Below are 25,227 nucleotides of genomic sequence, written 5' to 3' on the forward strand. Positions count from 1 at the left end.
GTCGCAGTACGTCGAGAAGCTGCGCAGGTCGGCGTCGGGGCGCAACGGTAAAGGATGCCGTTTCGCTTGCTGATGGCGGCTGCGTTCCCTACCTGTTCGAGCGTGACCGACCTTTCCACCGCCGTTCAGGATCCGCCGTATCTGGCAGGGCTCAATCCCCCTCAGCGCGAGGCCGTGCTGACCACCGACGGCCCGGTGCTGGTGCTGGCAGGCGCGGGCACGGGCAAGACCGCGGCGCTGACCGCGCGGCTGGCGCATCTGCTGTGGACCCGGCGGGCATATCCATCGGAAATCCTGTCGGTGACCTTCACCAACAAGGCCGCGCGCGAGATGCGCGAGCGCGTCGGGCGGCTGGTCGGCGATGCCGTCGAGGGGATGCCATGGCTCGGCACCTTCCATGCGATCGGCGCCAAGATGTTGCGCCGTCATGCCGAACTCGTCGGGTTGCAGAGCAACTTCACGATCCTCGATACCGACGACCAGCTGAGGCTGCTCAAGCAACTGATCGTCGCGGCGGACATCGACGAGAAGCGCTTTCCGGCGCGCTCGCTCGCCGGGCTGATCGACGAGTGGAAGAACAAGGGACTTGTCCCCGCCGACGTCGACGCCGGGGAGAGCGAGCGCTATGCCAACGGGCGCGGCGGCGAATTGTATCAGCAATATCAGGAGCGGTTGAAGGCGGTGAACGCCTGCGACTTCGGCGACCTGCTGCTGCACGTGCTGACGATCCTGAAGCGCGACCGCAGCGTGCTGGAGCAGTACCAGCAGCGCTTCCGCTACATCATGGTCGACGAATATCAGGACACGAACTCGGTTCAGTACCTGTGGCTGCGGTTGCTGGCGCAGGAGCGGCGCAACATCTGCTGCGTCGGCGACGACGACCAGTCGATCTATTCGTGGCGCGGGGCGCAGGTCGAGAACATCCTGAAGTTCGAAAAGGACTTCCCCGGCGCGAAGGTGATCCGGCTGGAGCAGAACTATCGCTCCACCCCGCACATCCTGGGCGCTGCGTCGGGGGTGATTGCCAACAACGGCGGGCGGCTGGGCAAGGAATTGTGGACCGAGCTGGACGCCGGCGAAAAGGTCCGCGTGCTCGGCGTCTGGGACGGGCCGGAGGAGGCGCGGCGGGTCGCCGACGAGATCGAGGCCGCACAGCGCAGCGGCACCAGCCTCGACGATGTTGCGATCCTGGTCCGCGCTCAGCACCAGACGCGCGAGTTCGAGGATCGCTTCATCTCGATCGGGCTTCCGTACCGGATTGTCGGCGGGTTCCGCTTCTACGAACGCGCCGAAATCCGCGATGCGCTGGCCTATCTTCGCGTCGTCAACCAGCCCGCCGACGATCTGGCGTTCGAGCGGATCGTGAACACGCCGAAGCGCGGGTTGGGCGACAAGGCGATCGCGAAGCTGCACCAGCTGGCGCGTGCGGGCGGCGTGCCGCTGTCGATGGCGGCGGCGCGCATCCTCGATACCGACGAGCTGACCCCGCAGGCGCGCAAGGCGCTCGGCCGCTTCGTCGGCGACATCGCGCGCTGGCGCGACATGGCGCGCGATCTGCCGCATCCTGAACTCGCACGGCAGATCCTCGACGAAAGCGGCTACACCGCGATGTACCAGGCCGAGAAATCGACCGAGGCGGCGGGGCGGCTGGAGAACCTGACCGAACTGGTACGCGCCATGGAGGAATATGAGAACCTCGGGGCGTTCCTGGAGCATGTCAGCCTCGTCATGGACAATGAGGCGACCCGCGAGGACCCGAAGGTGACGATCATGACGATCCACGCCGCCAAGGGGCTGGAGTTCGACAGCGTGTTCCTGGCCGGCTGGGAGGAGGGGCTTTTCCCGTCACAGCGTTCGCTGGACGAGGGCGGCACCCGCTCGCTGGAGGAGGAGCGGCGGCTCGCCTATGTGGCGATCACGCGCGCGCGGCGGCGTGCGACGATCCTGCATGCCGCCAATCGCCGCATCTATGGGCAATGGACCAGCTCGATCCCGTCGCGGTTCGTCGGCGAGCTGCCCGCGCATCATATCGAGAGCGAGACGAGCATGTCGGGGGGCGAGAGCCTGTGGCGCGCGAACTGGTCCGAACGCGCCGACCCGTTTGCCGATGTCGCGCGCGGCACGGGTCGCGGGCCGGGGTGGCAGCGTGCCGCGGGAACGCTGGGGGCCAAGCCGGGCGGCGAATGGTCGAGCCGCACCTTCACGCGCGAGCCGACGCGGGTGGTCGAGAGCCGCAGCTCGGCGGTCAGCCTCGGCAACAAGGGCCGCGCCGACCTGTCGACGGGGCAGCGCGTGTTCCACCAGAAGTTCGGTTACGGCACGATCGCCGAGATCGAGGGCAACAAGCTGGAGATCGATTTCGAGCAGGCCGGGCGCAAGCGGGTGATGGACAGTTTCGTCACCGCGGGGTGAGCGGCCCTTCCTTGGCGCCGTGCGTTGGCGCGCGGAAAGGAGAACCGAGCATGCCCGAGACTGCCGAAAAGACCGATCCCGACCTTTGGGAAAAGGTGAAGGACGAGATCACCGCCGGTGCGAAGGGCGGCAAGCAGGGGCAATGGTCGGCCCGCAAGGCGCAGATGGCGGTCGCGGAGTACAAGAAGCGCGGCGGCGGCTACAAGGGTGGGAAGGACGACCACAACTCGCTCCATCAATGGACCGAGGAGCGGTGGGGCACCAAGTCCGGCCACCGCAGTGGCGACACCGGCGAGCGCTACCTGCCCAAGCAGGCGCGCGACGACCTGACCGACGAGGAATATGCGCGAACCAGCGCCAAGAAGCGCGCCGACACGAAGAAGGGAAAGCAGTTCTCCGCGCAGCCGGACGATGTCGCGGAGAAGACCGCAGCGGCGCGTGATCACCGGACTCGCGACGAGCTCTACGCCGAAGCGAAGAAGCGCGACATCGCGGGGCGTTCGACGATGAACAAGGCGCAGCTGCGTGCAGCGCTGGCGGCCTAGTGCGAAAAGACGGGGCGACCCGCAGGGCCGCCCCGTAGTTCAGGGAATTGCCGGGCGAGGGGGATTGCCCGGCAGATCGCGACTCCGCCAACGGCGGCATCACGCGACCCCTATAACGCGACAACATTGCTGCCATGTGTCGCCGTTGCCCGATTTCATGACCGAACCGGGTTTTTGCGCGTTGACGTAGCGGCTCGGCGCGGCGGAAAGGGACCGATGACCGTCACCGTCCCGTCCGCCGCGTCGCACCGCCGCATCCTGCTTGCCAGCCTGGTCGGCACGTCGGTGGAATTCTACGACTTCTATATCTATGCCACCGCCGCCTCGCTGGTGTTCGGGCCGCTGTTCTTTCCGGCCGGCGACGCGTCGGCGCAGTTGCTGGCGGCCTATGCCAGCCTGGCGGTGGCGTTCTTCGCGCGGCCGGTAGGGGCCTGGGCGTTCGGGCATTACGGGGACAGGATCGGGCGCAAGTCGACACTGGTCGCCAGCCTGATGCTGATGGGCGGGTCGACGCTGGCGATCGCGTTCCTGCCGACCTACGCGCAGGCCGGCTATCTGGCGCCGCTGCTGCTATGCTTCCTGCGGTTCGGGCAGGGCTTCGGGCTGGGCGGCGAGTGGGGCGGGGCGGCGTTGCTGGCGGTGGAGAACGCGCCGCCGGGCTGGGGCGGGCGCTATGGCATGGTACCGCAACTAGGCGCGCCGGTCGGGTTTATCGCCGCCAACGGATTGTTCCTGCTGCTCGGCATAGCGATGACGCCGGCGGACTTCATGGCGCGGGGATGGCGGATCCCGTTCGTGCTGTCGATCGTGCTGGTTGGGCTGGGGCTGTGGGTGCGGCTGAAGATCGCCGAGACGCCGGCGTTCGCGCGCGTGCTGGAGGAAGGGCCGCCGCCCAGCGTGCCCATGGGCGAGCTGTTGCGCGATCACTGGCGTGCCGCGCTGGGCGGGACGCTGGGGGCGGTGGCGTGCTTTGCGGTCTATTATATCGCGACCGCGTTCGCGCTCGGCTATGCGACGACCCGGCTGGGGATCGCGCGGCCGACGATCCTGTCGATGCAATTGGGCGCGATCCTGTTCATGGCGGTCGGCATCGCACTGTCGGGGGTTTGGGTCGACCGCAAGGACGCGCGCTTCGTGCTGTCCTGGGGGTGCGTCGGTGCCGTGATCGCCGGGTTTTTACTGGCCCCGGGACTGGGTTCGGGCGTGCCGGTGCTGATGTTTGGGAGCCTGGCGACGGCCTTGTTCGCGATGGGGTTCGTCTATGGTCCGCTCGGCGCATGGCTGCCCGGGCTGTTCCCGGCGCGCGTCCGCTACACCGGGGTGAGCCTGGCGTTCAACATGGCGGGAATCATCGGCGGCGGGCTGACGCCGGTCGTCGCGGAGACGCTGGCGCGGCGCGGCGGGCTGTCGCTGGTCGGCGGCTATCTGGCGGCGATGTCGCTGGTCAGCCTGATCGCGCTGCTGGTGATGCGCGGGCGCGCGAGCGACCGGTGACCGTCAGGCACGGCGCAGCAGCATCAACCGCGCGCGACCGTGCGTGCGGTCCGCATCGACGGTAAAGCCGGGGGGTACATCGCCTTCGCCGCGCGCGGTCTCGATCGACACCCAGGTCGCCGGACCGATCCAGCCGAGCCGCGCGAGCTTGTCCGCCGCCACCGCGCCGGCACCGGTGCCATAGGGCGGGTCCATCATCACGATATCGAGCGGCGCGCGCGCCGGCCCGAGCGCCAGGACCGAGGCGGCGCGGATGTCGGTGCCGGTCGCCTCCAGCTTCGCGACGTTGGCGCGCAAGGCGTCGAGCGCGGGCTTGTCCTGCTCGACAAAGAGGCAGGTGGCGGCGCCGCGCGACAAGGCTTCCAGCCCCAGCGCGCCGGAGCCCGCGAACAGATCCGCGACCGCGAGCCCCTCGAAGCTGCCGACCCGACTGGCGAGCATAGAGAACAACGCCTCGCGGGTGCGATCCGCGGTCGGGCGGGTCGCATCGCCCTTGGGCGCGGCGAGCGGTCGGCCGCGCCATTGGCCGGCGATGATCCTCATTTGCGCCCCCGGGGACCGCCCGAGCGCGATGGCCCGGATTTTGGCTTCGGCTTCGCCCAGCCCGGCTGGCGCTTGATCTTCGGCGGGCGCGCCGGGGTGACGGACGGCTCCTCGGCGATCGGCGCAGCGGCCTTGGGCGCAGGCTTCGGCGTGGTGCGCGCAGCGGCCGGGCGGGTGCCGGCGGCGGAACGCGGGGACGACGGCGCCGGCGGGCGCGCGGCCGGCGGACGCCGCTCCGTACCGAACGGCGTGCGAGCGGCACCACGCGCGCCCTCGGCAGGCGGGCGGGTCGCGGCCGCATGGCGACCCGCGCCGCGACGCGCGCCGGGGACTGCCACGTCGGGAACCGCCGGTCGCTGCCTTGCGGCGGCCTTCAGCGTGTGGCGGAACGCGGCGAGATCGGCGGCGCGGACCTCGCCGATGTCGCCTACGGGCAAATCGCCGAGCACGAACGGACCGTAGCGGGTCCGGATCAGCCGGCTGACGCGCAGTCCCAGATGTTCGAGCACGCGGCGCACCTCGCGGTTCTTGCCCTCGCGCAGCGTCATCTCGATCCAGACGTTGGCGCCGGTGCGCCGCTCCAGGTTGGCGTCGATCGCGCCGTAGCGGATGCCGTCGATCTCGATGCCGTGGATCAGCTCCTCCAATTGCGCCTGGCTGATCTGGCCGTAGGCGCGCGCGCGATAGCTGCGCTCGACCCCGGTGGCGGGCAGTTCGAGCTGGCGCTTCAACTCGCCGTCGGTGGTGAGCAGCAGCAGTCCCTCGGTATTCAGGTCGAGCCGGCCGACCGGCACCAGCCGCGGCAGGTCCTTTGGCAGCCGGTCGTAGATCGTCGCGCGGCCCGCAGGATCGCGCTCGGCGGTCAATACGCCCGTCGGCTTGTGGAAGAGGAACAGCCGCGTCGGTTCGGCGGCGGCGACCGGCTGTCCGTCGACGGTGACGCCGGCGAGCGAGGGGAGCACGGTGGCGGGCGTGTCGATCGCGATGCCGTCCTTCGCGACGCGGCCTTCCTCGATCATCCGCTCCACTTCGCGGCGCGAGGCGATCCCGGCGCGGGCAAGCAACTTGGCGATACGGTGCTGGGTGCGATCTTCGGCCATCGGGCGCGCTTAGCCGATCGCGGAGAAAGATGCGGGAAATAATTGCGCGGCGCGGTGTTGTGCAAGTGCAACGATACCGGGGCGTAACAGACGATGTTGTTCGGGCGGCGACAGCGATCGATCGAAAAGCTGCTGGTGGTCGAGGATGAGCCGCTGGTCGCATTCGATACCGAATACCTGCTGAGTGACAACGGCTTCACGGTGGTGGCGACGGTGGATCGGGTCGCGGACGCCGTTCGGTTGATCGAGGGCGGCGTGGCGATCGACCTGATCCTGGTCGACGTGAACCTGGCCGACGGCAGCGGGATCGACGTCGCGCGCGCGGCGGCGACGCGCGGCATGCCGGTGCTGTTCGTGACCGGCGCCTGCCCGGTCGAGGCGGAGACGGTGGCGATCGGATGCCTGACCAAGCCATATACGCAGCGCGACCTGCTGGGATCGATCGGCGCGATCGAGATGCAGGTCGAGGGCAAGCCGCCGCCGCGGGTGCCGGGCGGATTGCGGCTGTTCGGCGCCGGACCGGCCGCGACCGGGCTTACCTGACGCCGATTTCCCGCTAAGCCCCTCTATGCGGGACGAGGCATGGAGGATCGATGGCGACGCGGACGGATGGGCGAACCTGGGTGGACGGCGTGCGCCCATATCTGGAGCGCGGGCCGCTGGCGGCGTTCGCGCTTGGCGTGTCGTCGGGCTTTCCGTACGCGATGATCGCCGCCACGTTGACCACGCGGCTGGCGCAGGGCGGGATCGACAAGAAGACCGTTACCGCGTTCAGCCTGGCGTTCCTGGTCTATAATATCAAATTCCTCTGGGCCTGGGTGGTCGACGGCGTGCGGCTGCCGCTGCTCGGGCGGCTGGGGCAGCGGGTGTCGTGGCTGTTGCTGGCGGGCGTGCTGGTGATCGCGGCGGTCGCCAATCTCGCGGTGATCGATCCGCGCGCCAGCATCGGCGCGACCGTGACGGCCGCGATCCTGGTGGCGGTGGCGGGATCGACGTTCGACGTGGTGATCGATGCGTATCGGATCGAGATCCTCGAACCGCGCCAGCTGGGCGTTGGATCGGGGATGAGCCAATATGGCTGGCGGATCGGATCGACCGCGGCCGCCTCGCTGGCGCTGTTTGTGGCCGCGCGGCACGGCTGGACGATCGCCTATCTGTCGACCGCGGTGCTGGCGTTGCCGGCGATGCTGGCCGGGCTGATCGTTGGTGAGCCGCGGCGGCATCGCGACGTCGAGCCGCGGCGCGGCATGGGTGCGACCCTGGCGGCGGTGTGGCAGCCGTTCGTGCAGTTCTTCGCGCGGCCGGGCGCGTTCATTGTGCTGGCGTTCATCCTGATCCACAAGATCGGGGATACGCTGGGCCAGCTCGTGCTGCGGCTGTTGCTCAACGATCTGGGCTTCGGGAACGACGAGATCGCCTTGTACGACGTCGGCGTCGGATTCTGGGCCTATCTGGTCGGCATCTTCATCGGCGGCGCGATCTATGCGCGGCTGGGGCTGAAGCGGTCGGTGCTGATCAGCCTGGTGCTGATGGCGGTGTCGAACGCCAGCTTTGCGGGCCTGGCGGCGGCCGGGCACAGCAACGCCGGTCTGGCGGGCGCTATCCTGTTCGAGAACATTGCGTCGGGGATCGGCGGGGTGACGGTGGTGGCTTACTTCTCCGCCCTGTGCGACCTGCGCTTCACCGCTGCGCAATATGCGCTGATCTCTGCGGCGGCGAGCGTGGTCGGCCGGATCGTCACCGGGGCGAGCGCGGGAGCGCTGGTCGAGCGGGTGGGGTACGTCGATTTCTACCTGCTGACGGTCGTGCTGGCGCTGCCCGGAGTGCTGCTGTTCTGGTGGATGAGCCGATCGGGGCTGGTCGACCGATCGGTCGGCAGCGCGGGCACCGAGGGGCCGGGCGACGCCCGCGACGGCGTGTCGGCCTAGCCAGCGTCTGATCCAGCAAGGCTGGATCAGCAGCGGTGCCGCTTTCCACGCAAGTGGATCAAGCGCTAGGCCGACACCGGCCGGCCATCGTCGGCGAAGGCGGCCGCCAGTGCGGCGGCGCTGGCGAGCGGGCCGTCGACGTGGCGCTGGCCGAGCAGGTCCTGCATCAGCAACCGCGCGCTGTCGGTGCGGGTTTCGATGCGCGCGACGATCGCGAGCAGCACCTGCTCGGACGGCGTCATCCGCGCGCAGCAGCACGGTGCGATGGCGATCGGCACCGCGGCATGCGCGGCCAGATCGGCCATCAGGTTGCGCATCAGCATGAGCGGGCGACGAAACGCCTCCCCGAAGGCGGTGAACAGGCCGTGCGCGGCGCGCGCGTCGGACAGGCCGTTGGCGCCCATGCGCCGCATCGCGAACAGGACGACGCGCGCGTTGGGGCAGTCGGGCAGGGCATGCGGCAGGGCCGTGGCGGTCACGGCGGGGGCGGGAAGCTGGGTCATGAACAGGCGACTCCTCTTGCCCGCGCAAGGTCGCCTGTCCGCTATTGCAAGTCAATCGCAGAATTTGGATCAGGTCGGCAGTTCGTCGTTTGCCCTCAACACCTCGCCGGCAAGGTAGAGCGAGCCGGCGATCAGGACCGAGGCCGAAGGGGGGCCGTGGGCGAGCAGATGGATCGCGGCGTCGATGGTCGCGGCGCTGTCGGTCGCCGGGATCGCCAGTGACCCGGCGACCGCGCGGAGTGCGTCGGGGCTATGGTGCGCGTGACCGGGTACAGGCAGTGCGACGAGGCGGTCGATCGCGTGCGCGAAGGGCGCCAGGAAGCCGGCAGCGTCCTTGTTGGCGAGCATGCCGACGATGACGGTCAGGCGGCGCCCGCTGCCGCCGCCCAGCGCCGGAAGCGCGGCGGCGATCGCCTCGCCGGCCGACACGTTGTGGCCGCCGTCGAGCCATACCGGCGTGTGCCCGAGCGGTGCGGTGAGTGGCCCGGCGCCGAGCCGTTGCAGCCGTGCGGACCAGTGCGTCGTGCGGGCGGCGGCCTCCAGCGCCGGGGAGGGAACGGGAAGCGCCGACTGGTGGCGAAGCATGGCGATCGCGAGCGCGAGGTTGCCGCTCTGGTGAGTGCCGGGCAACGAGGGCAGCGGCAGGGTAAGGCTGCCCGCGGCGTCGGTGTAGCGCAGCTGCTGGTCGGTGGTGACATCCCATGCCGCGCCGCGCGGGAGCCAGCGCGCACCGCTGACCGCCGCCGCGCGCGCGATCGGTGCGGCGATGGCGGGTGGGTAGGACATCGTCACCAGCGGGACGCCGCGCTTGGCGATGCCCGCCTTCTCGGCAGCGATCTGCTCCATCGTGTCGCCGAGGAAGGCCTGATGGTCGATCCCGAGTGCGGCGATCCCGCAGGCGACCGGCTCCGGCAGGACGTTGGTCGCGTCGAGCCGCCCGCCCAGCCCGACCTCGATCACGCAGGCGTCGGCGGGCGTGCGCGCAAAGGCGAGGAAGGCGGCGGCGGTGGTGATCTCGAAGAAGCTGGCGCCGATCCCCTCGGCGCGATCGAGCACCTCCGCGAGCAAAGCCGCGAGCGCGGGGTCGTCGATCAGCCGACCGCCGAGGCGGATGCGCTCGTTGAAGCGCACCAGATGCGGACTTGTATACGCATGGACCCGGTATCCCCCGGCCTCCAGCGCGCCGCGCAGGAAAGCGCAGGTCGAGCCCTTGCCGTTGGTGCCCGCGACATGGAACACCGGCGGCAGCGCGCGATGCGGGTCGCCGATCCGCGCGAGCAGCCGCGTGATCCGCTCCAGCCCGAGGACGTCTGCGCCGGGTGACAGCGACCACAAGCGGTCGAGTTGCGCCTGGACGTCCGGGTCGGTCGACACCGCATGGTCAGCCATCGGCGGGACGCGTCAGGCGGCCTTGCGGTCGCCGCATAGATAGCCGATCACCGTCGCCAGCCGCTCACGCAGGTCGCGGCGGTGAACGACCATGTCGATCAGGCCGTGCTCCAGATAATATTCGCTGGTCTGGAAATCGTCCGGCAGCTTCTCGCGGATCGTGTTCTCGATCACGCGACGACCGGTAAAGGCGAGCGTCGCCTTGGGCTCGGCGATGTGGACGTCGCCCAGCATCGCATAGGCGGCCATGACGCCGCCCGACGTGGGGTCCGTCAGCACGACGATATACGGCAGCCCGGCGTCGTGGAGCATCTGGATCGCCACGGTGCTGCGCGGCATCTGCATCAGGCTGAGAATGCCCTCCTGCATCCGCGCGCCGCCCGAGGCGGTAAAGACGATGAAGGGCGCGCGGTCCTTGATCGCGGTCTCAATGCCCTGGATGAACGCCTCGCCGACCGCCTGGCCCATCGAGCCGCCCATGAAGGCGAAGTCCTGTACGCCCAGCACGACGCGGTGGCCGTGGATCGTGCCGCGTGCGTTGACGAAGGCGTCCTGCTCACCGGTCGCGGCGCGGGCGGCCTTCAGGCGATCGGCATATCGCTTTGAATCGCGGAACTTGAGCGGATCCTCGGCGGATCGCGGCGAGGGCAGCACGTCGATGCTGGCGGGATCGAGCAGGTATTCGAACCGCTCGGACGGGCCGATGCGCTCGTGATGGTCGCAGGTCGGGCAGACGTGGAGATTCTCCTCCAGCTCCTTGGTGAACACCATCGTCCCGCAACCCTTGCACTTGTGCCACAGGTGATCGGGGGTCTGCGCCTTCGCACCACCGGGGACGATCCCCGACAGCGCGTTGCGGACGTTGCTGAGCCAGCTCATGCCGAAACCTTTCGTGCGTCGGCGAGCGCCGCCGACAGCGTCCTGATATAATCCGCGACCGGCGCCGCCGCGGCCGTGCCATGCTCGGCGATGATCTCGACGATCGCAGAGCCGACCACCACGCCGTCCGCCACGCGCCCGATCGCGCGCGCCTGTTCGGGCGTGCGTACGCCGAAGCCGACCGCGACGGGCAGGTCGGTCGCGCCCTTCAGCCGCGCCACGGCCTCCTCGATCGAAGCCTGTTGCGCCTGCTGCTTGCCGGTAATGCCGGCGACCGAAACGTAGTAAACGAACCCGCCCGCGCCGTTCAGCACCTGCCCCAGCCGCGCGCCGTGCGTCGTCGGCGTGGCGAGGCGGATCAGGTCGATCCCCATCGCGCGGAGCGCCGGGCCGAGCGCATCGTCCTCCTCGGGCGGCACGTCGACGCAGATCACGCCGTCGACGCCCGCCTCATGAAGCGCTTGTGCGAACCATTCCGGGCCACGACGCAGCATCGGATTGGCATAGCCCATCAGGACGAGCGGGGTGAGCGGATGACGCGCGCGAAAGTCGGTGGCGATCGTCAGGATGTCGGCCGTCGTCACCCCGCCACCCAACGCGCGAATGTTCGCGGCCTGGATCGCGGGGCCGTCCGCCATCGGGTCGGTGAAGGGCATCCCCAGCTCGATCACGTCCGCGCCGCCGTCGACCAGCGCATCGAGGATCGCGGGCGTGGCCGCGACCGAGGGATCGCCGGCGGTGACGAAGCAGATCAGCGTCGGGCGATCGGCGATGAAGGCATCGGCGAGGCGGGTCAAATCTGCACTCCCAGCGCTTCGGCGACGGTGAAGATGTCCTTGTCCCCGCGACCGCACAGATTGGCGAGGATGATCGCGTCCTGCGGCATGTCCTTGGCGACGCGCGCCACCGCGGCGATCGCGTGCGAGGGTTCGAGCGCGGGGATGATGCCTTCGGTGCGGCACAGCAGTTGGAACGCGTCGAGCGCCTCGCGATCGGTGATGGCGGTATAATCGACGCGCCCGCTGTCCTTCAGCCACGCGTGCTCGGGCCCGATGCCCGGATAGTCGAGGCCCGCGGAAATCGAATGCGCCTCCGCGATCTGGCCGTCGTCGTCCTGGAGCAGGTACGTCTTATTGCCGTGGAGAACGCCGGGGAAGCCGCCGGCGAGGCTGGCGGCGTGCTTCGCGTCGAGCCCTTCGCCCGCCGCCTCGACGCCGAGCATCTTCACATCGGCGTCGTCGAGGAACGGATGGAACAGCCCGATCGCGTTCGATCCGCCGCCGATCGCGGCGACCAGCAGATCGGGAAGCCGCCCGGTGCGCGCCATCAACTGCGCGCGCGCCTCGCGCCCGATCACGCTCTGGAAGTCGCGGACCAGCTCCGGATAGGGGTGCGGACCGGCGGCGGTGCCGATGATGTAGAACGTGTCGTGGACGTTGGCGACCCAGTCGCGCAGCGCCTCGTTCATCGCGTCCTTCAGCGTGCGTGCGCCGCTTTCCACTGCGCGGACCTCGGCACCGAGCAGTTTCATGCGAAAAACGTTGGGCTGCTGCCGCTCGACGTCCTTGGCGCCCATGTAGATGACGCAGGGCAGCCCGAAGCGCGCGCATACGGTCGCGGTCGCGACGCCGTGCTGCCCGGCGCCGGTCTCCGCGATGATCCGCGTCTTGCCCATGCGGATCGCGAGCAGGATCTGGCCGATGCAATTGTTGATCTTGTGCGCGCCGGTGTGGTTCAGTTCGTCGCGCTTGAACCACACCTGCGCGCCCCGCTTCTCCCCATGGGGGCCGTCCGGCGCGCTGTCGCGCAGCGTGTCGGTCAGCCGCTCGGCATGGTACAGCGGCGAGGGGCGGCCGACATAATGTTCGAGCAGGTCGTCGAACTGCGCCGCAAAGCCCGCGTCCTCCTTGGCGGCGCGATATTCGCGCTCCAGGTCGAGGATCAGCGGCATCAGCGTCTCGGACACGTAGCGACCGCCATAGGGGCCGAAGTGACCGCGGTCGTCGGGTTGCGCGCGGAAGGAATTGGGTGCGTTCATGATGCGGAAACCCGTTGCAGGAAGGCGGCGATCTTGTCCACGTCCTTGACGCCCGGCGCGCTCTCGACGCCAGACGACACATCGACCAGCGTCGTGCCGGTGCGCGCGATCGCCTCGTCGACATTGGTGACGTCGAGTCCGCCGGACAAGGCCCAGGGCAACGGATGGCGAAAGCCGCGCAGCAGCTCCCAATCGAATCGCACGCCCATGCCGCCGGGCAGCGTCGCGCCCTCCGGGGTCTTGGCGTCGTAGAGCAGCCGGTCGGCAGCGCCGGTCTGCGCGGCCGCGGCTGCGAGATCGCCTCGGGTTTCGATCGCCACCGCCGCCCAGGCCTCGCGCGCGCTGAGACGGCGGAGATGCGCGACGCGGGCCGGCGTCGTCTTGTGGAGCTGAATCGCGTCGAGCCGGCCGGCCGCCACCGCCGCCATGAGGAGGTCGTCGGCAGGATCGACGAACACGCCCACCTTGCGGACGTGCGCCGGCACGCGTGCCGCCAGGCCGGCGAGTTCCTCGAACCCGAGATGGCGGGGCGAGGGCGGGAAGACGACGAAACCGACATGGCTTGCGCCCTGCGCGATCGCGGCGTCGAGCGTCGTGGCGGTGGATAGTCCGCAGATCTTGGCGGTGACGGGCATGAGCGGCCTTACTGTTTACGCTTGCCGGTTGAAACCGTTTCCGCTGAGCTTGTCGACAGAGGCGCCCGGTCGCCGGCCCTTCGACAAGCTCGGGGGTGACGAGTTCAAGAAATCCGTCGCGCTACAGCGTTGCCGCGATCGCCCGCGCCGCCGCGTCGGGATCTTCGGCCTGGGTGATCGGGCGGCCGATCACCAGCATCGAGGCGCCTGCGTCGACCGCGGCGCGCGGGGTGACGACACGCTTCTGGTCGCCGAGCGCACCATCGGCGGGGCGGACGCCGGGAACGACGAAATAGCCCTTCGGCCATGACGTGTGCGCCGCTTTCACTTCGGCACCCGAGCAGACGATGCCGTCGAGCCCGGCCTCGCGCGCCAGATCGGTCAGCCGGAGCACATGGTCGTGCGCGCTGCCCGCGACGCCGGTGGCGGCGAGATCGCTTTCATCCAGGCTGGTCAGCATCGTGACCGCGACGACCCTGGTCGATGGGTGCGCGGCAGCCTTGGCCTCCTCCAGCATCGCGCGGCCGCCGCCGGCGTGGACGGTCAGCACGGCCGGCGCGAGGTTCCCTAGCGATTGCACCGCCTTGGCGACGGTATTGGGAATGTCGTGGAGCTTAAGGTCCAGGAAAACGGGTAGGCCGATCTCCTCCATCGCGCGGACGCCGGCGGGGCCGTGCGCGCAAAAGAATTCGAGGCCGAGCTTGATGCCGCCGACATGATGGCGGACGCGCTCCGCCAGCGCCCGCGCGCGGGCCAGATCGGGGGTGTCGAGCGCGACGAAGATACGGTTGGGCATCAGAGGGTTCCGGTGTCGGCGGGCGTCGCCGCCACGGGCACGACGGGGAGCGCCGGCGTGTCGGCAACGCGTGCCGCGGCAAGCGCGCTTTCGGCGGCGCGTTCCGCCGCGGTCAGCCGCTGACGAAGGCGAAAGCGGATGAAATGCTGATAAATCAACGTCGGCACGAAGCCGAGCAGGAAGGTGGCGAGCAGCAACAGCGGCAGGTTCACCTCCGCCACCAACCCGCCGAACAGCTGGATGGTGACGTTGGTCCAATTGCCGAACGTGAACACCGCGGCGACGAACGCCAGCAGCGACCAGAACAGGATCTTCAGAAACTGCATCCGCGCACGCTAGCAGGGTCGACGGTATTTTCCAGTGCGGCGGGTCAGCGCGGGAGTACCGCCTTGGGAAAGCCGCCCCACACCGCATCGTAATCCAATTGCATTGTTGGCGACGTTTGCGCCCAGATCGTAGTGCGCACGACGTGGCGGGTTTCGAACATGAAGGCCATCGTGCCGTCGATCTTGACCGGTTTCAAATCGCTTGCGACCGCTTTCTCATAGCTGGTCTGATCAGGGCCATGGCCGTTCATCTGGTTGTGAAGGCTGGCGCCGCCGGGGACGAAGCCGCCGCCTTCCTTGGCATCATATGCGCCCGCGATCAGGCCCATGAACTCGCTCATCACGTTACGGTGGAACCACGGCGGGCGGAAGGTTCCCTCCGCGACCATCCAGCGCGGCGGGAAGATCACGAAGTCGCAATTGGCGGTACCGGGCGTCTCGCTCGGGCTGGTCAGCACGGTAAAGATCGACGGATCGGGATGGTCGAACGATACGGTGTTGATGGTATTGAAGCGTGTCAGATCATAGCGATACGGGGTGAGGTTGCCATGCCATGCCACCACGTCGAACGGCGAGTGGTCGAGCGTCGTCTGCCAGAGCCCGCCCTGAAATTTCTGGACCACGACACAGGGTTCGTCACGATCCTCGAACCAGGCGACCGGCGCCTCGAAGTCGCGCGGGTTGGCGAGGCCGTTGGCGCCGATCGGGCCGAGATCGGGCAGGCGGAACGGTGCGCCGAAGTTTTCGCAGACGTAGCCGCGCGCGCGTCCGCTGTCGGCGAGCCGGACGCGGAAGCGCACGCCGCGCGGGATCAGCGCGATCTGGAGCGGGGCGACATCGAGGCGGCCGAGTTCGGTATCGATCGCGAGCCCGCCGTCCTGCGGCACGATCAGCAGTTCGCCATCCGCGGAGAAGAAGGCGCGGTCCATGTCGGCGGTCGCCGCATAGAGATGGATCGCGACACCGGTCTGCTCGGCGACGCTGCCGTTGCCGCCGTAGGTGACGAGCGAGTCGAGCCAGTCGGTCGGCGCGTCGGGCCACGGCAGCGGATCCCAGCGCATCCGATTGGGGGAGGGGGGCGTGTCGAACGGCGCCGACTTGAGATGGCGCGCGCCGGTATAGGGCGTAAAAGCCGGGTGCTGCGCGGTGGGGCGCAGGCGGTAGAGCCAGGAGCGGCGGTTCTCGTGGCGCGGCGCAGTGAAGGCGGTGCCGGAGAGTTGTTCGGCATAGAGGCCGAACGGCACCTTCTGTGGCGAGTTGCGGCCGATCGGGAGCGCACCCGGCACCGCCTCGGTCGACACGTGGTTGCCGAAGCCGGGGAGGTAGCGAGTGTCGGGCATTGTTCTCTCCTGTTACTCGATCCGCTGGCCTGTTTGCCTGTCGGGTATGCTCAACACGCCGAGGCGTCGGACCCGGCCAAGCCGGGCCCTATGCCCCGGCTGGCCGTGCCGGCCAGGCGCGGGCGAGCGACAAGCGCTCGCGTCGCGTTCGACGCTTAGGCGTCGACCTTGACCACGCCGCGCCGGATCTGGTCCAACTCGATGCTCTCGAACAGCGCCTGGAAGTTCCCGTTCCCGAAGCCCTGATTGCCCTTGCGCTGGATGATCTCGAAGAAGATCGGGCCGACCATGTTTTCGGTGAAGATCTGGAGCAGGATGCCCTCCTCGCCGACGTTGCCGTCGATCAGGATGCGGTTGCGCTTCAGGCGGTCGAGGTCCTCGCCGTGGTTCGGCACGCGCTTGTCGACCAGCTCGTAATAGGTCTCGATCGTGTCCTGCAGCCGCACGCCGCGAGCGCGAAGCTTCTCGACGGTCTCGTAGATATTGTCGGTGGTGAGCGCGAGGTGCTGAATACCCTCGCCGTTGTATTCGCGGATGAACTCCTCGATCTGCGAGGTCTCGTCCTTGCTTTCGTTAAGCGGGATGCGGATGGCGAGATCGGGGGCGATCATCGCCTGGCTGAACAGGCCGGTGGCCTTGCCCTTGATGTCGAAGAACTTCTGCTCCTCGAAGCCGAACAGCCGGCCGTAGAAGCTGGACCATGTCCGCATCTCGCCGCGTCGGACATTGTGCGTGAGATGGTCGAGGATATCGAGCCCGACGTTGTTCTCCTGTGCCGCCTCGCGCCAGCCGGGGACTTCGTGCCAGTCGGCGTACAGGTCCTCGCCGGCCTTGACGAGATAGAGGTAGCTGCCGCCGATGCCCTCGATTGGATAGCTGTCCTCGCCGAGCGTGCCCGCAGCAGCGTCGACCGCGGTCGCGCCCTCGGCGATCGCATGATCGTAGGCGGCCTTCGGATCGGCGACACGGAACGCCATGCCGCTGGCCGACGGTCCGTGGAGCGCGCGGAAGTCGGCGGCCTGGCCGGTCGGCTCGCGGTTGAGGAGCAGGTTGATGCGGCCTTGTACGTAGCGCGTCACCTGCCTGGACGGATGACGGTGCGCGGCGACGAAGCCCATCTGCTCGAACTGCGTGGCCAGCATGTCGGGATCGGGCGAGGTGAACTCGCAAAACTCGAAACCGGCGAGTCCGAGCGGGTTCTGCGGATCAGTCATGAATATGCCTTTCAGGTGAAGGGGTCAGCCGCGCGCGTGCGCTTGCGTGCCGCGCGTGAAGACGCGGTCGTCGGGCAGGATCGTCTCCGGGTCGTGGTCCGGCTGGTGTTCCAGCTCGGCGTAGAGGGGGGCGAAATCGGTGTTGAGCGTCTGGTCGAGCAGATCCTCGAAACTGTCGATGACGAAGTACGTCTGCTGAAAATCGTCGATGCGGTAGCGGGTGCGCATCACGCGGCGCAGGTCGAACGCGAGGCGGTTGGGCGAGGGGTCGTCGAGCGCGAAGATCGATTCGGCGCGCGACGAGACGATGCCGGCGCCGAACAGCGCGAGATCGTCGCCCGAGCGGACCAGCCCGAATTCGACCGTGTACCAATAGAGCCGCGACAACCGGTCGATCGCGCCCATCGCTCCTGCGCGTTGCCCGCCCTGTCCGTATGCCTGCATGTAGTCCGCAAAGACCGGATCCGCGAGCAAGGGCACATGGCCGAAGACATCGTGGAAGACGTCGGGCTCCTGAAGGTAATCGAGCTGATCGGGGCGGCGGATGAAATTGCCGGACACGAAGCGCCGATTCGCGAGGTGATCGAAGAACACGTCGTCGGGGACGAGGCCGGGGACCGCCACGACCTGCCACCCGGTCGCCTTCATCAGCCGATCGGAGAGCTCCTCGAAATCGGGGATGCCAGGCTTGGAGAGCCGCAGCACGTCGAGCCCGGCCATGAATTCGGGGGTGACGCGGCCGGGCAGCATCGCGATCTGGCGTGCGAACAGCGTGTCCCAGGTCGCATGATCCTCGGGCGTATAGGCGTCCCATCCCTGCGGGATCGTCCAGTCGCTGGCGGCTTCCGGCGGGCGGGTGAGTGCTGCATCTGCCATGAGCCGACGATGGCAGATGGGCGTGAGCGGTGCTTATCAGATTGGCCGCCTCTAGCTCTTCTGATGAACGACTTTTGTCGTTATGGTCGTGCAAATGAAACAGGCCGTTCACCTTGACGGGATCGATCGGCGGATCGTCTCGGCGCTGCAGGCCGACGGGACGCTCAGCAACGCCGATCTGGCCCAGACGGTCGGCGCGTCGCCTGCGTCATGCTGGCGGCGGGTGAAGGCGCTCGAGGCGGCGGGGGTGCTGACCGGCACGGTGCGGCTGGTCGATCCGGTCGCGGTCGGGCGTGGGGTCAACGTGCTGTGCAACGTGCGGATGCGCAGCCACGCGATCGAAGCGCGGCAGGATTTCGAGCGCTTCGTCGATGGACGGCCCGAGATCGTCGAGAGCTTCTCGATGTCGGGGGAGTGGGATTATCTGCTGCGGATCGTGGTAGCGGACGTCAGCGATTACAACCACTTCCTGATGCAGACGCTGCTGGGCCACCCGTCGGTGGCGGGGGCGTCGTCCCACTTCGCGCTGTCGATGACGAAATATACGACGGCGTTGCCGGTGTGATCGTCGTGCGACCCCGGTCGTCACCGAGGTCGCGCGGACGGATCACGCCGCCAGCCACTCCGCCAGCGCGGTGCGGGCGCGATCGGTGTACATCTTCTTGCGGTCGGCCTTCTTCGTGCGGCCGGGGATCGGCGGGAAAAGTCCGAAGTTGACGTTCATCGGTTGGTAGCTGTCCGCCTCCGCGCCGCCGGTTATGTGCGACAGCAAGGCGCCGAGCGCGGTTTCGACCGGGGGCGGGGCAAGCGTTTCGCCCCGCAGCTCGGCAATCGCGAAGCGGCCGGCGAGCAGCCCGATCGAGGCGCTTTCGATATAGCCTTCGCAGCCGGTGATCTGCCCGGCGAAGCGGATGTTCGGACGCGAGCGAAGGCGCAGCGTTTCGTCGAGCAACTCGGGCGAACGCAGGAAGGTGTTGCGGTGCAGCCCGCCTAGCCGCGCGAATTCGGCCTTCTCCAGCCCCGGGATGGTGCGGAAGAGGCGGACCTGTTCGGCGTGCTTCAGCTTGGTCTGGAAGCCGACGATGTTCCACAGCGTGCCAAGCGCATTGTCCTGGCGCAGCTGTACGCAGGCGTATGGCCAGCGGCCGGTGCGCGGATCGTCGAGCCCCACGCCCTTCATCGGACCGAAGCGCAAGGTTTCGGGCCCGCGCTCCGCCATGACCTCGATCGGCATGCAGCCTTCGAAATAGGGGACGTTCTCCCACTCGCGATATTCGGTCTTCTCGCCCGCGATCAGTGCGGCGACGAAGGCGTGGTACTGCTCCTTGTCGAGCGGGCAGTTGATGTAGTCGGTGCCTTCACCCTTGTTCCAGCGCGACTGGAACCAGGCGGTGTCCATGTCGATCGAGTCGCGGTGGACGATCGGGGCGATCGCGTCGAAGAAGGCGAGCGAGTCGCGGCCGGTCTCCGCCGCGATACTGTCCGACAGCGACGGCGCGGTCAGCGGGCCGGTGGCGACGATCGCGGGCGTGTCCGGCAGCGTGTCGACGCGTTCGCGGACGACCGTGATGTTGGGGTGCGCGGAGACGGCGGCGGTGACGCCGGCCGAGAAGCCGTCGCGATCGACCGCGAGCGCCGAGCCGGCGGGGACTCGGTGGCAGTCGCCCTCACGCAGGATCAGCGAGCCGAGCGCGCGCAGTTCCTGGTGAAGCAGGCCGACCGCGTTGCTGTCGGCATCGTCGCTGCGGAAGCTGTTGCTACATACGAGTTCGGCGAGGTCGTCGGTGTGGTGCGCGGGCGTGGTGTCGCCCGAGCCGCGCATCTCGGAAAGGCGGACCTTGAACCCGGCCTCGGCGAGCTGCCATGCGGCCTCCGACCCGGCGAGGCCGCCGCCCACGATGTGAATGTCATGCGTCATCGTGGGGCGGATAGCGGGTGTGCCTTGCGTTGTCAGGGGGGCGTGGCCACCTCGCGGACATGACGATCTACACCATCGGGTACGAAGGCGCGACGATGGCTGCGTTCGTCGCGACGTTGCAAGGTGCGGGCGTGCGGCGGGTGATCGACGTGCGGGCGCTGCCGCTGTCGCGGCGGCCGGGGTTCTCGAAGTCGCCGCTCGCGGCGTCGCTGCGCGAGGCGGGCATCGATTATGTGCACCTGAAGGCGCTGGGGACGCCCAAGCGCGGTCGCGATGCGGCGAAGAAGGGCGACGTCGCGACGCTGACTGCCGTATATGAGGTGCAGCTGGAGCTGCCGGAAGCGCAGGCGCAGGCGGCGCAGATGCTCGCGCTGGCGGACGACATGCCGAGCGCGCTGCTGTGCTACGAGCGCGAGCCATGCCATTGCCACCGGACGCTGCTGGTGCGCGCGGTCGGGGATGGGCGCGAGGTGGTAGATTTGTATGTGCCGTTAGTGTCGTGAGGCGCCGCAGCGGCGATGGCGATTGCCGCCGGCATACCAGCGAACACTGGGATACTCGGCTTGTGGTAGCACCCTACTCGCCGAAGACTCCCGTTTTCGCTGGGGTGACGTTTGTAGCTAATGGCATCAGCCCGCGACCGGCAGCTTCACCGTGCCGTCATCATCGCGATGCAGCGGGCCGTATGCGATGACAGTTTCCAGCAGTATCTCGCCATAGAGATGCGGAAAGAGTTGGCCGCCGCGCGACTCTTCCCACTTCACTGCGTCGCCGTGCGCGGCGAGATCGATCGCGGCGACGTGGAGGTCCTGCCGGCCGGCGAAATGCTTGTCGACCGTCTCGGTCAGTTGCCCGGCCGTCGACAGGTGGATGTAGCCATCCGTCACGTCGACGGGCGCGCCGCCGAAGCGGCCGTCCTTCTCCAGCGCCGCCATCTGATCGGCGGTCAGCACCTTGTAGGCAGTCAGCGGCGTGTCGGTCATTCCCCATCCTCCGGGCCGGCGGCGGCATCGTCGCCGATCGTTGCGTCGTCGGTCGGGGCAACCGCCTGCTCGCCGGCCAGTTCCTCGGCGACCAGCGCCTCGGCGGCATCCTCGGGCTCGGGCTCTTCGTCGATCCGCGCGGCGGAGACGACGTGCTCGTCCTTGGCCACGTTGAACAGCCGCACGCCCGCCGAGCCCCGCCCGATCACGCGCAGGGAGCCCAGCGGCATGCGGATCATCTTCGCCTGATCGGTGACCAGCATCAGCTGTTCCGCCTTGGTGGCCGCAAAGCTGGTGACGACCGGCCCGTTGCGCGGGATGTTGTCGATGTTCGTGATGCCCTGCCCACCGCGCCCGGTGCGGCGATATTCATAGGCCGAGCTGATCTTGCCATAGCCGTTGGCGCAGACCGTCAGGATGAACTGCTCCTTGGCGCGTAGCTCCTCGAAGCGATCGAGCGGCATCGTCAGGTCGCCGTCGCGGTCCTTCCACGGCGCGTTACGCAGATATTCGTCACGCTCCTCCTGATCGCGCACGCCGACGCGGTGGAGGACCGAGAGCGAGATGACGTGATCGTCGCCCTTCAGCGCGATACCGCGCACGCCGGTCGAGTTGCGGCTCTGGAACTCGCGCACCTCGTCGGCGGCGAAGCGGATCGCCTTGCCCTGGCGCGTCGCCAGCAGCACGTCGTCGCCCTCGTCGAGCAACGCGACGCCGATCAGCCGGTCGTCCGCGTCGTCGCCTTCGAACTTCATCGCGATCTTGCCGTTCGACGGCACGTTGGTGAACGCATCCATCGAGTTGCGGCGCACCGACCCCTTGGCAGTCGCGAACATGACGTGGAGCTTGCCCCAGTCGGCCTCGTCCTCGGGGAGCGGCAGGACCGTCGAGATCGTCTCGCCCTGTTCCAGCGGCAGGAGGTTGATCATCGGACGACCGCGCGTGGCGGGGCCGCCCTCCGGTAGGCGCCAGACCTTCATGCGATAGACGCGGCCGAGCGTCGAGAAGAACAGCACCGGGGTGTGCGTCGAAGTGACGAACAGCTTGGTGACGACGTCCTCGTCCTTGGTCGCCATGCCGGCGCGGCCCTTCCCGCCGCGCGCCTGCGCACGGAAGGCGTCTAGCGGGGTGCGCTTGATATAGCCGGCCATGGTGACCGTCACCACCATGTCCTCGCGCTCGATGAGGTCCTCGTCGTCGATGCCGTCGGCGGCAGCGGCGATCTCGGTGCGGCGCGGGGTGGCGAACTGTTCGCGCACGTCGCGGAATTCCTCGCGCATCACCGCATAGAGCTTCACGCGGTCGGAGAGGATCGCGAGCAGCTCGGCGATCGAATCGGCCAGCGTCTTGAGCTCGTCGCCGATCTCGTCGCGTCCCAGCGCGGTGAGGCGGTGCAGGCGCAGGTCGAGGATCGCGCGGACCTGTACCTCGGACAGACGATAACTGTCGCCGGCGACGTCGGTTTCCAGCGCCTCGACCAGCCGCAGGTACGGCGCGATCTCCGCGATCGGCCATTCGCGGGCGAGCAGCTTGGCACGCGCCTCCGCCGGGCTGGACGAGCCGCGGATGATGCGGACCACCTCGTCGAGGTTGGTGACCGCGATCACCAGACCGAGCAGGATGTGGGCGCGCTCTCTCGCCTTGTTCAGCTCGAACTTGGAGCGGCGGGTGATGACCTGCTCGCGGAACTGCACGAACGCGCTGATGATGTCGCGCAGGTTGAGCAGTTCGGGGCGACCGCCGCGGATCGCCAGCATGTTGGCGGGGAACGACCCCTGCGCGGGGGTATGCCGCCACAGCTGGTTCAGCACGACCTCCGGGGTCGCATCGCGCTTCAGGTCGATGACGATGCGGACGCCTTCGCGGTTCGATTCGTCGCGAATGTCGCTGACGCCCTCGATGCGCTTGTCCTTGGCGGCCTCGGCGATCTTCTCGACCAGCGCGTTCTTGCCCTGCTGGAACGGAATTTCGATGAGGACGATCGAGGTGCGGTCGCCGCGACCGGTCTCGATCTTGTGGCGGCTGCGCACGATCACCGAGCCGCGCCCGGTTTCATAGGCAGAGCGCGCGCCGGCGCGGCCGAGGATGATCGCGCCGGTCGGGAAGTCCGGGCCGGGGACGATCTCCATCAGCTCCTCGGTCGTGATCGCACCGTTATCCAGGTACGCGAGGCACGCGTCGACGACCTCGCCGAGATTGTGCGGCGGGATGTTGGTGGCCATGCCGACCGCGATGCCGCCCGCGCCGTTGACCAGCAGATTGGGGAAGCGCGCCGGCAGCACCTGCGGCTCGCGTTCCGACCCGTCGTAGTTCGGCTGGAAGTCGACGGTGTCCTTGTCGAGATCCTCGAGGAGGTAATTGGCCGCCTTGGCCAGCCGCGCCTCGGTATACCGCATCGCGGCGGGCGGATCGGGGTCCATCGAGCCGAAGTTGCCCTGACCGTCGATCAGCGGCAGCCGCATCGACCAGTCCTGCGTCATGCGCGCCAGTGCGTCGTAGATCGCGGTGTCGCCGTGCGGGTGGTATTTACCGATGACGTCGCCGACGATGCGCGCCGACTTGCGATACGGGCGGTTGTAGAGGAACCCGCTTTCGTTCGCGGAGAACAGGATGCGGCGATGCACCGGCTTCAACCCGTCGCGCACGTCGGGCAGCGCGCGCGCCACGATGACGCTCATCGCATAGTCGAGGTAGCTGGTCTTCATCTCCTCGACGATGGAGATGGGGGCGATAGCGGATGGATCGGCGAGGACGGTGTCGTCGGCCAATGGGACGTCTTTCTGTTGTACGGATTCGTTTCAGATGTGTGTCTAGGCCGCGTGGCCGGCAAAGTCACGCATGGGGGTGCTCAGGGTGCGATCTCCGCGCCGTCCCACGCGAACAGCTTGCCGCTGTCGCTCGGCTTCAGTGCGTCGAGAACGTCCAGCAGCTGGACCGCGGCACGGTCCGGCTGGAACAGGTCGCGCCCGCCCTGCTGGAACGGCTTGGACAGCTTCGTGTCGACGGTGCCGGGATGGAGCGCCACGACGATGCCGCGGTCGTTGCGGCGCTTGTCCTCGACCGCCAGCGTGCGGATCAGCTGGTTCAGCGCGGCCTTGCTGGCGCGATACCCGTACCAGCCGCCGAGCCGATTGTCGGAAATGCTGCCGACCCGCGCCGATAGCGCCGCGAACATCGAGCGACCGGTGCGGGGAAGAAGCGGCAGGAAGTGCTTGGCGACCAGCGCCGGGCCGATCGCGTTGACCGCATATTGCTTTGCCAGCCAGATCGGATCGAGATCGCGCAACGCCTTTTCCGGGCCGTGGTCGGCGTCGTGGAGCAGGCCGGTGGCGACGACGACCATGTCCGCCTTGCCCACGCGTTCGGCCGCGGCGGCGATCGTCGCCTCTTCTGTCACGTCGAGGTCGGCGCGGGCGAGGCGAACGACATCGTTGTCCTCCTCCGCCAGCGCATCGGCCAGCGCCGCGCCGATCCCGCCCGCGGCGCCGATGACGACCGCGCGCATCAGGCGGCGCGCCGGAAGGTCCAGCGCGCATCGTCGCTGGCGTCGGCGTCGTAGCGATAGCCGGCGGTGTCGAACGCCTTCATGCCCGAGAGCTCGGCGACGTGATGCTCGATGAGAAAGCGCGCCATCATCCCACGCGCCTTCTTGGCATGGAAGCTGACGAAGCGCCCGTCGGCTTCGCGGAAGTCGACCGCGACGACGCGCACGCCCCGGGGCAGCTTGCCGTCGACCGCCTCCCAATATTCGTTGCTCGCCAGGTTCAGGACGACGCCCGAACCCTCCGCAGCCACGTCTTGCGCCAGCGCGTCGGCGATCCGCACGCCCCACCAGTCGGTGAGGCGATCGCGACGTGGGGCCCAGCGCGTGCCCATCTCCAGCCGGTACGGGCGCATCCCGTCGAGCGGGCGGAGCAGGCCGTAGAGGCCGGAGAGCAGCCGCAGATGATCCTGTGCGAAGCGTACCGCGGGCTCGTCGAGCGTCGCGGCGTCGAGTCCGGTGTAGACGTCGCCGGCGAAGGTGTAGAGCGCGGGGCGTTCCTCGGCATCGGGAAAGGCGTGGAATCGGTCGGCGTTCAGCTTGGCGAGCGCGGGCGAGATCTTCATCAACTCGGCCAGCCGCTTCTGCGTCAGGTGGGATGCCGCCCTGGCGAGCGTAGCGGCTTCGTCCGCGAAGCGCGCCGCGGTGGGAGGGAATGGCGGAGGCGTGTCGAGGTCCAGCGTCTTGGCCGGGGAAAGGACGGCGATCATCGCCGCGCCGTACTGCCGGCACGCGCCGCGTTCAATCGCGGTTCAGCGCCAAACATG

The 25,227-nt window shown here is 68.4% G+C and carries 25 protein-coding genes; 7 read left to right on the plus strand and 18 right to left on the minus strand.

All coding sequences use genetic code 11. The features are described 5' to 3' along the window. Positions 1-72 precede the first annotated feature (72 nt). The 3 genes from J2Y58_RS14240 to J2Y58_RS14250 all read left to right on the plus strand — a co-directional run bounded on the left by J2Y58_RS14240 (position 73) and on the right by J2Y58_RS14250 (position 4,451). The gene (locus tag J2Y58_RS14240) at positions 73-2,412 is read left to right on the plus strand and encodes a UvrD-helicase domain-containing protein (RefSeq protein ID WP_310104389.1); all 2,340 of its coding nucleotides are present in this window, start codon (positions 73-75) and stop codon (positions 2,410-2,412) included. A 50-nt stretch (positions 2,413-2,462) separates the two neighbouring features. Then, complete coding sequence (locus J2Y58_RS14245; RefSeq protein ID WP_310104228.1) at positions 2,463-2,957, plus strand: DUF5872 domain-containing protein; 495 nt, start codon at positions 2,463-2,465, stop codon at positions 2,955-2,957. Between the two features lie 216 nt (positions 2,958-3,173). Next, entirely contained in the window at positions 3,174-4,451 is a 1,278-nt protein-coding gene (locus J2Y58_RS14250; RefSeq protein ID WP_310104230.1) for an MFS transporter, read from the plus strand. Positions 4,452-4,454: 3 nt separating this feature from the next. On the opposite strand, the gene rsmD is transcribed toward J2Y58_RS14250, so the two are convergent. After that, complete coding sequence (rsmD, locus tag J2Y58_RS14255) at positions 4,455-4,994, minus strand: 16S rRNA (guanine(966)-N(2))-methyltransferase RsmD (RefSeq protein WP_310104233.1); 540 nt, start codon at positions 4,992-4,994, stop codon at positions 4,455-4,457. Beyond that, the gene (locus J2Y58_RS14260) at positions 4,991-6,094 is read right to left on the minus strand and encodes a pseudouridine synthase (RefSeq protein WP_310104236.1); all 1,104 of its coding nucleotides are present in this window, start codon (positions 6,092-6,094) and stop codon (positions 4,991-4,993) included. Before J2Y58_RS14260 ends, rsmD begins: the two co-directional genes overlap by 4 nt. Before the next feature lie 93 nt (positions 6,095-6,187). On the opposite strand from J2Y58_RS14260, the gene J2Y58_RS14265 reads away from it, so the two are divergent. Together J2Y58_RS14265 and J2Y58_RS14270 are read left to right on the plus strand one after the other, a co-directional pair. Continuing rightward, positions 6,188-6,637, plus strand: a complete 450-nt coding sequence (locus tag J2Y58_RS14265; RefSeq protein WP_310104238.1) for a response regulator — start codon at positions 6,188-6,190, stop codon at positions 6,635-6,637. A gap of 50 nt (positions 6,638-6,687) precedes the next feature. Then, positions 6,688-8,022: an AmpG family muropeptide MFS transporter gene (locus tag J2Y58_RS14270; RefSeq protein WP_310104241.1), complete on the plus strand. Its 1,335-nt coding sequence runs from the start codon at positions 6,688-6,690 to the stop codon at positions 8,020-8,022. Between the two features lie 65 nt (positions 8,023-8,087). Here the strand turns inward: J2Y58_RS14270 and J2Y58_RS14275 are convergent, their stop codons facing one another. The 11 genes from J2Y58_RS14275 to phhA all read right to left on the minus strand — a co-directional run bounded on the left by J2Y58_RS14275 (position 8,088) and on the right by phhA (position 18,018). Next, positions 8,088-8,525 carry a DUF6628 family protein gene (locus J2Y58_RS14275; protein ID WP_310104244.1) on the minus strand — a complete coding sequence of 146 codons (438 nt, stop codon included), beginning with the start codon at positions 8,523-8,525 and terminating at the stop codon, positions 8,088-8,090. A gap of 69 nt (positions 8,526-8,594) precedes the next feature. After that, the gene (locus tag J2Y58_RS14280; protein WP_310104247.1) at positions 8,595-9,914 is read right to left on the minus strand and encodes a glutamate ligase domain-containing protein; all 1,320 of its coding nucleotides are present in this window, start codon (positions 9,912-9,914) and stop codon (positions 8,595-8,597) included. A 12-nt stretch (positions 9,915-9,926) separates the two neighbouring features. Then, a complete protein-coding gene (accD, locus tag J2Y58_RS14285) occupies positions 9,927-10,793 on the minus strand; it encodes an acetyl-CoA carboxylase, carboxyltransferase subunit beta (protein WP_310104250.1) in 867 nt (288 codons plus the stop codon). After that, entirely contained in the window at positions 10,790-11,590 is an 801-nt protein-coding gene (trpA, locus tag J2Y58_RS14290; protein ID WP_310104253.1) for a tryptophan synthase subunit alpha, read from the minus strand. Before trpA ends, accD begins: the two co-directional genes overlap by 4 nt. After that, the gene (gene trpB, locus J2Y58_RS14295; protein WP_310104256.1) at positions 11,587-12,831 is read right to left on the minus strand and encodes a tryptophan synthase subunit beta; all 1,245 of its coding nucleotides are present in this window, start codon (positions 12,829-12,831) and stop codon (positions 11,587-11,589) included. Before trpB ends, trpA begins: the two co-directional genes overlap by 4 nt. Then, complete coding sequence (locus tag J2Y58_RS14300; protein WP_310104258.1) at positions 12,828-13,466, minus strand: phosphoribosylanthranilate isomerase; 639 nt, start codon at positions 13,464-13,466, stop codon at positions 12,828-12,830. Before J2Y58_RS14300 ends, trpB begins: the two co-directional genes overlap by 4 nt. Before the next feature lie 121 nt (positions 13,467-13,587). Beyond that, the gene (gene pyrF / locus J2Y58_RS14305) at positions 13,588-14,262 is read right to left on the minus strand and encodes an orotidine-5'-phosphate decarboxylase (RefSeq protein ID WP_310104261.1); all 675 of its coding nucleotides are present in this window, start codon (positions 14,260-14,262) and stop codon (positions 13,588-13,590) included. Next, on the minus strand, positions 14,262-14,588 hold the full coding sequence (locus tag J2Y58_RS14310; RefSeq protein WP_310104263.1) for a hypothetical protein: 327 nt from the start codon (positions 14,586-14,588) through the stop codon (positions 14,262-14,264). Before J2Y58_RS14310 ends, pyrF begins: the two co-directional genes overlap by 1 nt. Positions 14,589-14,632: 44 nt before the next feature. Beyond that, on the minus strand, positions 14,633-15,928 hold the full coding sequence (hmgA, locus tag J2Y58_RS14315) for a homogentisate 1,2-dioxygenase (RefSeq protein WP_310104268.1): 1,296 nt from the start codon (positions 15,926-15,928) through the stop codon (positions 14,633-14,635). A 155-nt stretch (positions 15,929-16,083) separates the two neighbouring features. Then, positions 16,084-17,142, minus strand: a complete 1,059-nt coding sequence (gene hppD, locus J2Y58_RS14320; RefSeq protein WP_310104271.1) for a 4-hydroxyphenylpyruvate dioxygenase — start codon at positions 17,140-17,142, stop codon at positions 16,084-16,086. 24 nt (positions 17,143-17,166) lie between these two features. After that, on the minus strand, positions 17,167-18,018 hold the full coding sequence (gene phhA, locus J2Y58_RS14325) for a phenylalanine 4-monooxygenase (RefSeq protein WP_310104273.1): 852 nt from the start codon (positions 18,016-18,018) through the stop codon (positions 17,167-17,169). 94 nt (positions 18,019-18,112) lie between these two features. Here phhA and J2Y58_RS14330 point away from each other — a divergent pair, with 94 nt between their 5' ends. Further along, positions 18,113-18,583, plus strand: a complete 471-nt coding sequence (locus J2Y58_RS14330; protein ID WP_310104276.1) for an Lrp/AsnC family transcriptional regulator — start codon at positions 18,113-18,115, stop codon at positions 18,581-18,583. 42 nt (positions 18,584-18,625) lie between these two features. Here the strand turns inward: J2Y58_RS14330 and trmFO are convergent, their stop codons facing one another. Then, positions 18,626-19,936, minus strand: a complete 1,311-nt coding sequence (gene trmFO, locus J2Y58_RS14335; RefSeq protein ID WP_310104279.1) for a methylenetetrahydrofolate--tRNA-(uracil(54)-C(5))-methyltransferase (FADH(2)-oxidizing) TrmFO — start codon at positions 19,934-19,936, stop codon at positions 18,626-18,628. 59 nt (positions 19,937-19,995) lie between these two features. Here trmFO and J2Y58_RS14340 point away from each other — a divergent pair, with 59 nt between their 5' ends. Beyond that, positions 19,996-20,439: a DUF488 domain-containing protein gene (locus J2Y58_RS14340; RefSeq protein WP_310104282.1), complete on the plus strand. Its 444-nt coding sequence runs from the start codon at positions 19,996-19,998 to the stop codon at positions 20,437-20,439. Between the two features lie 126 nt (positions 20,440-20,565). Here J2Y58_RS14340 and J2Y58_RS14345 read toward each other — a convergent pair whose 3' ends face one another. From J2Y58_RS14345 to yaaA, 4 genes are all read right to left on the minus strand, one after another. Then, the gene (locus J2Y58_RS14345) at positions 20,566-20,919 is read right to left on the minus strand and encodes a DUF952 domain-containing protein (protein ID WP_310104285.1); all 354 of its coding nucleotides are present in this window, start codon (positions 20,917-20,919) and stop codon (positions 20,566-20,568) included. Further along, complete coding sequence (gene gyrA, locus J2Y58_RS14350) at positions 20,916-23,687, minus strand: DNA gyrase subunit A (RefSeq protein ID WP_310104288.1); 2,772 nt, start codon at positions 23,685-23,687, stop codon at positions 20,916-20,918. Before gyrA ends, J2Y58_RS14345 begins: the two co-directional genes overlap by 4 nt. 80 nt (positions 23,688-23,767) lie before the next feature. Continuing rightward, a complete protein-coding gene (locus J2Y58_RS14355) occupies positions 23,768-24,424 on the minus strand; it encodes an SDR family NAD(P)-dependent oxidoreductase (protein ID WP_310104290.1) in 657 nt (218 codons plus the stop codon). Then, positions 24,424-25,170, minus strand: coding sequence for a peroxide stress protein YaaA (yaaA, locus tag J2Y58_RS14360; protein ID WP_310104295.1), 747 nt, complete (start codon positions 25,168-25,170; stop codon positions 24,424-24,426). Before yaaA ends, J2Y58_RS14355 begins: the two co-directional genes overlap by 1 nt. Positions 25,171-25,227: the final 57 nt, after the last annotated feature.

The organism is Sphingomonas sp. BE138 (genome assembly GCF_031456125.1).
Lineage (GTDB): Bacteria > Pseudomonadota > Alphaproteobacteria > Sphingomonadales > Sphingomonadaceae > Sphingomonas.

What these genes read in the sequence shown, in the direction of transcription:
- J2Y58_RS14240 (WP_310104389.1), top strand. Translation starts at nt 73, where the DNA reads ATGGCGGCTGCGTTCCCTACCTGTTCGAGCGTGACCGACCTTTCCACC.
- J2Y58_RS14245 (WP_310104228.1), top strand. Translation starts at nt 2,463, where the DNA reads ATGCCCGAGACTGCCGAAAAGACCGATCCCGACCTTTGGGAAAAGGTG.
- J2Y58_RS14250 (WP_310104230.1), top strand. Translation starts at nt 3,174, where the DNA reads ATGACCGTCACCGTCCCGTCCGCCGCGTCGCACCGCCGCATCCTGCTT.
- rsmD (WP_310104233.1), bottom strand. Translation starts at nt 4,994, where the DNA reads ATGAGGATCATCGCCGGCCAATGGCGCGGCCGACCGCTCGCCGCGCCC.
- J2Y58_RS14260 (WP_310104236.1), bottom strand. Translation starts at nt 6,094, where the DNA reads ATGGCCGAAGATCGCACCCAGCACCGTATCGCCAAGTTGCTTGCCCGC.
- J2Y58_RS14265 (WP_310104238.1), top strand. Translation starts at nt 6,188, where the DNA reads ATGTTGTTCGGGCGGCGACAGCGATCGATCGAAAAGCTGCTGGTGGTC.
- J2Y58_RS14270 (WP_310104241.1), top strand. Translation starts at nt 6,688, where the DNA reads ATGGCGACGCGGACGGATGGGCGAACCTGGGTGGACGGCGTGCGCCCA.
- J2Y58_RS14275 (WP_310104244.1), bottom strand. Translation starts at nt 8,525, where the DNA reads ATGACCCAGCTTCCCGCCCCCGCCGTGACCGCCACGGCCCTGCCGCAT.
- J2Y58_RS14280 (WP_310104247.1), bottom strand. Translation starts at nt 9,914, where the DNA reads ATGGCTGACCATGCGGTGTCGACCGACCCGGACGTCCAGGCGCAACTC.
- accD (WP_310104250.1), bottom strand. Translation starts at nt 10,793, where the DNA reads ATGAGCTGGCTCAGCAACGTCCGCAACGCGCTGTCGGGGATCGTCCCC.
- trpB (WP_310104256.1), bottom strand. Translation starts at nt 12,831, where the DNA reads ATGAACGCACCCAATTCCTTCCGCGCGCAACCCGACGACCGCGGTCAC.
- J2Y58_RS14300 (WP_310104258.1), bottom strand. Translation starts at nt 13,466, where the DNA reads ATGCCCGTCACCGCCAAGATCTGCGGACTATCCACCGCCACGACGCTC.
- pyrF (WP_310104261.1), bottom strand. Translation starts at nt 14,262, where the DNA reads ATGCCCAACCGTATCTTCGTCGCGCTCGACACCCCCGATCTGGCCCGC.
- J2Y58_RS14310 (WP_310104263.1), bottom strand. Translation starts at nt 14,588, where the DNA reads ATGCAGTTTCTGAAGATCCTGTTCTGGTCGCTGCTGGCGTTCGTCGCC.
- hmgA (WP_310104268.1), bottom strand. Translation starts at nt 15,928, where the DNA reads ATGCCCGACACTCGCTACCTCCCCGGCTTCGGCAACCACGTGTCGACC.
- hppD (WP_310104271.1), bottom strand. Translation starts at nt 17,142, where the DNA reads ATGACTGATCCGCAGAACCCGCTCGGACTCGCCGGTTTCGAGTTTTGC.
- phhA (WP_310104273.1), bottom strand. Translation starts at nt 18,018, where the DNA reads ATGGCAGATGCAGCACTCACCCGCCCGCCGGAAGCCGCCAGCGACTGG.
- J2Y58_RS14330 (WP_310104276.1), top strand. Translation starts at nt 18,113, where the DNA reads ATGAAACAGGCCGTTCACCTTGACGGGATCGATCGGCGGATCGTCTCG.
- trmFO (WP_310104279.1), bottom strand. Translation starts at nt 19,936, where the DNA reads ATGACGCATGACATTCACATCGTGGGCGGCGGCCTCGCCGGGTCGGAG.
- J2Y58_RS14340 (WP_310104282.1), top strand. Translation starts at nt 19,996, where the DNA reads ATGACGATCTACACCATCGGGTACGAAGGCGCGACGATGGCTGCGTTC.
- J2Y58_RS14345 (WP_310104285.1), bottom strand. Translation starts at nt 20,919, where the DNA reads ATGACCGACACGCCGCTGACTGCCTACAAGGTGCTGACCGCCGATCAG.
- J2Y58_RS14355 (WP_310104290.1), bottom strand. Translation starts at nt 24,424, where the DNA reads ATGCGCGCGGTCGTCATCGGCGCCGCGGGCGGGATCGGCGCGGCGCTG.
- yaaA (WP_310104295.1), bottom strand. Translation starts at nt 25,170, where the DNA reads ATGATCGCCGTCCTTTCCCCGGCCAAGACGCTGGACCTCGACACGCCT.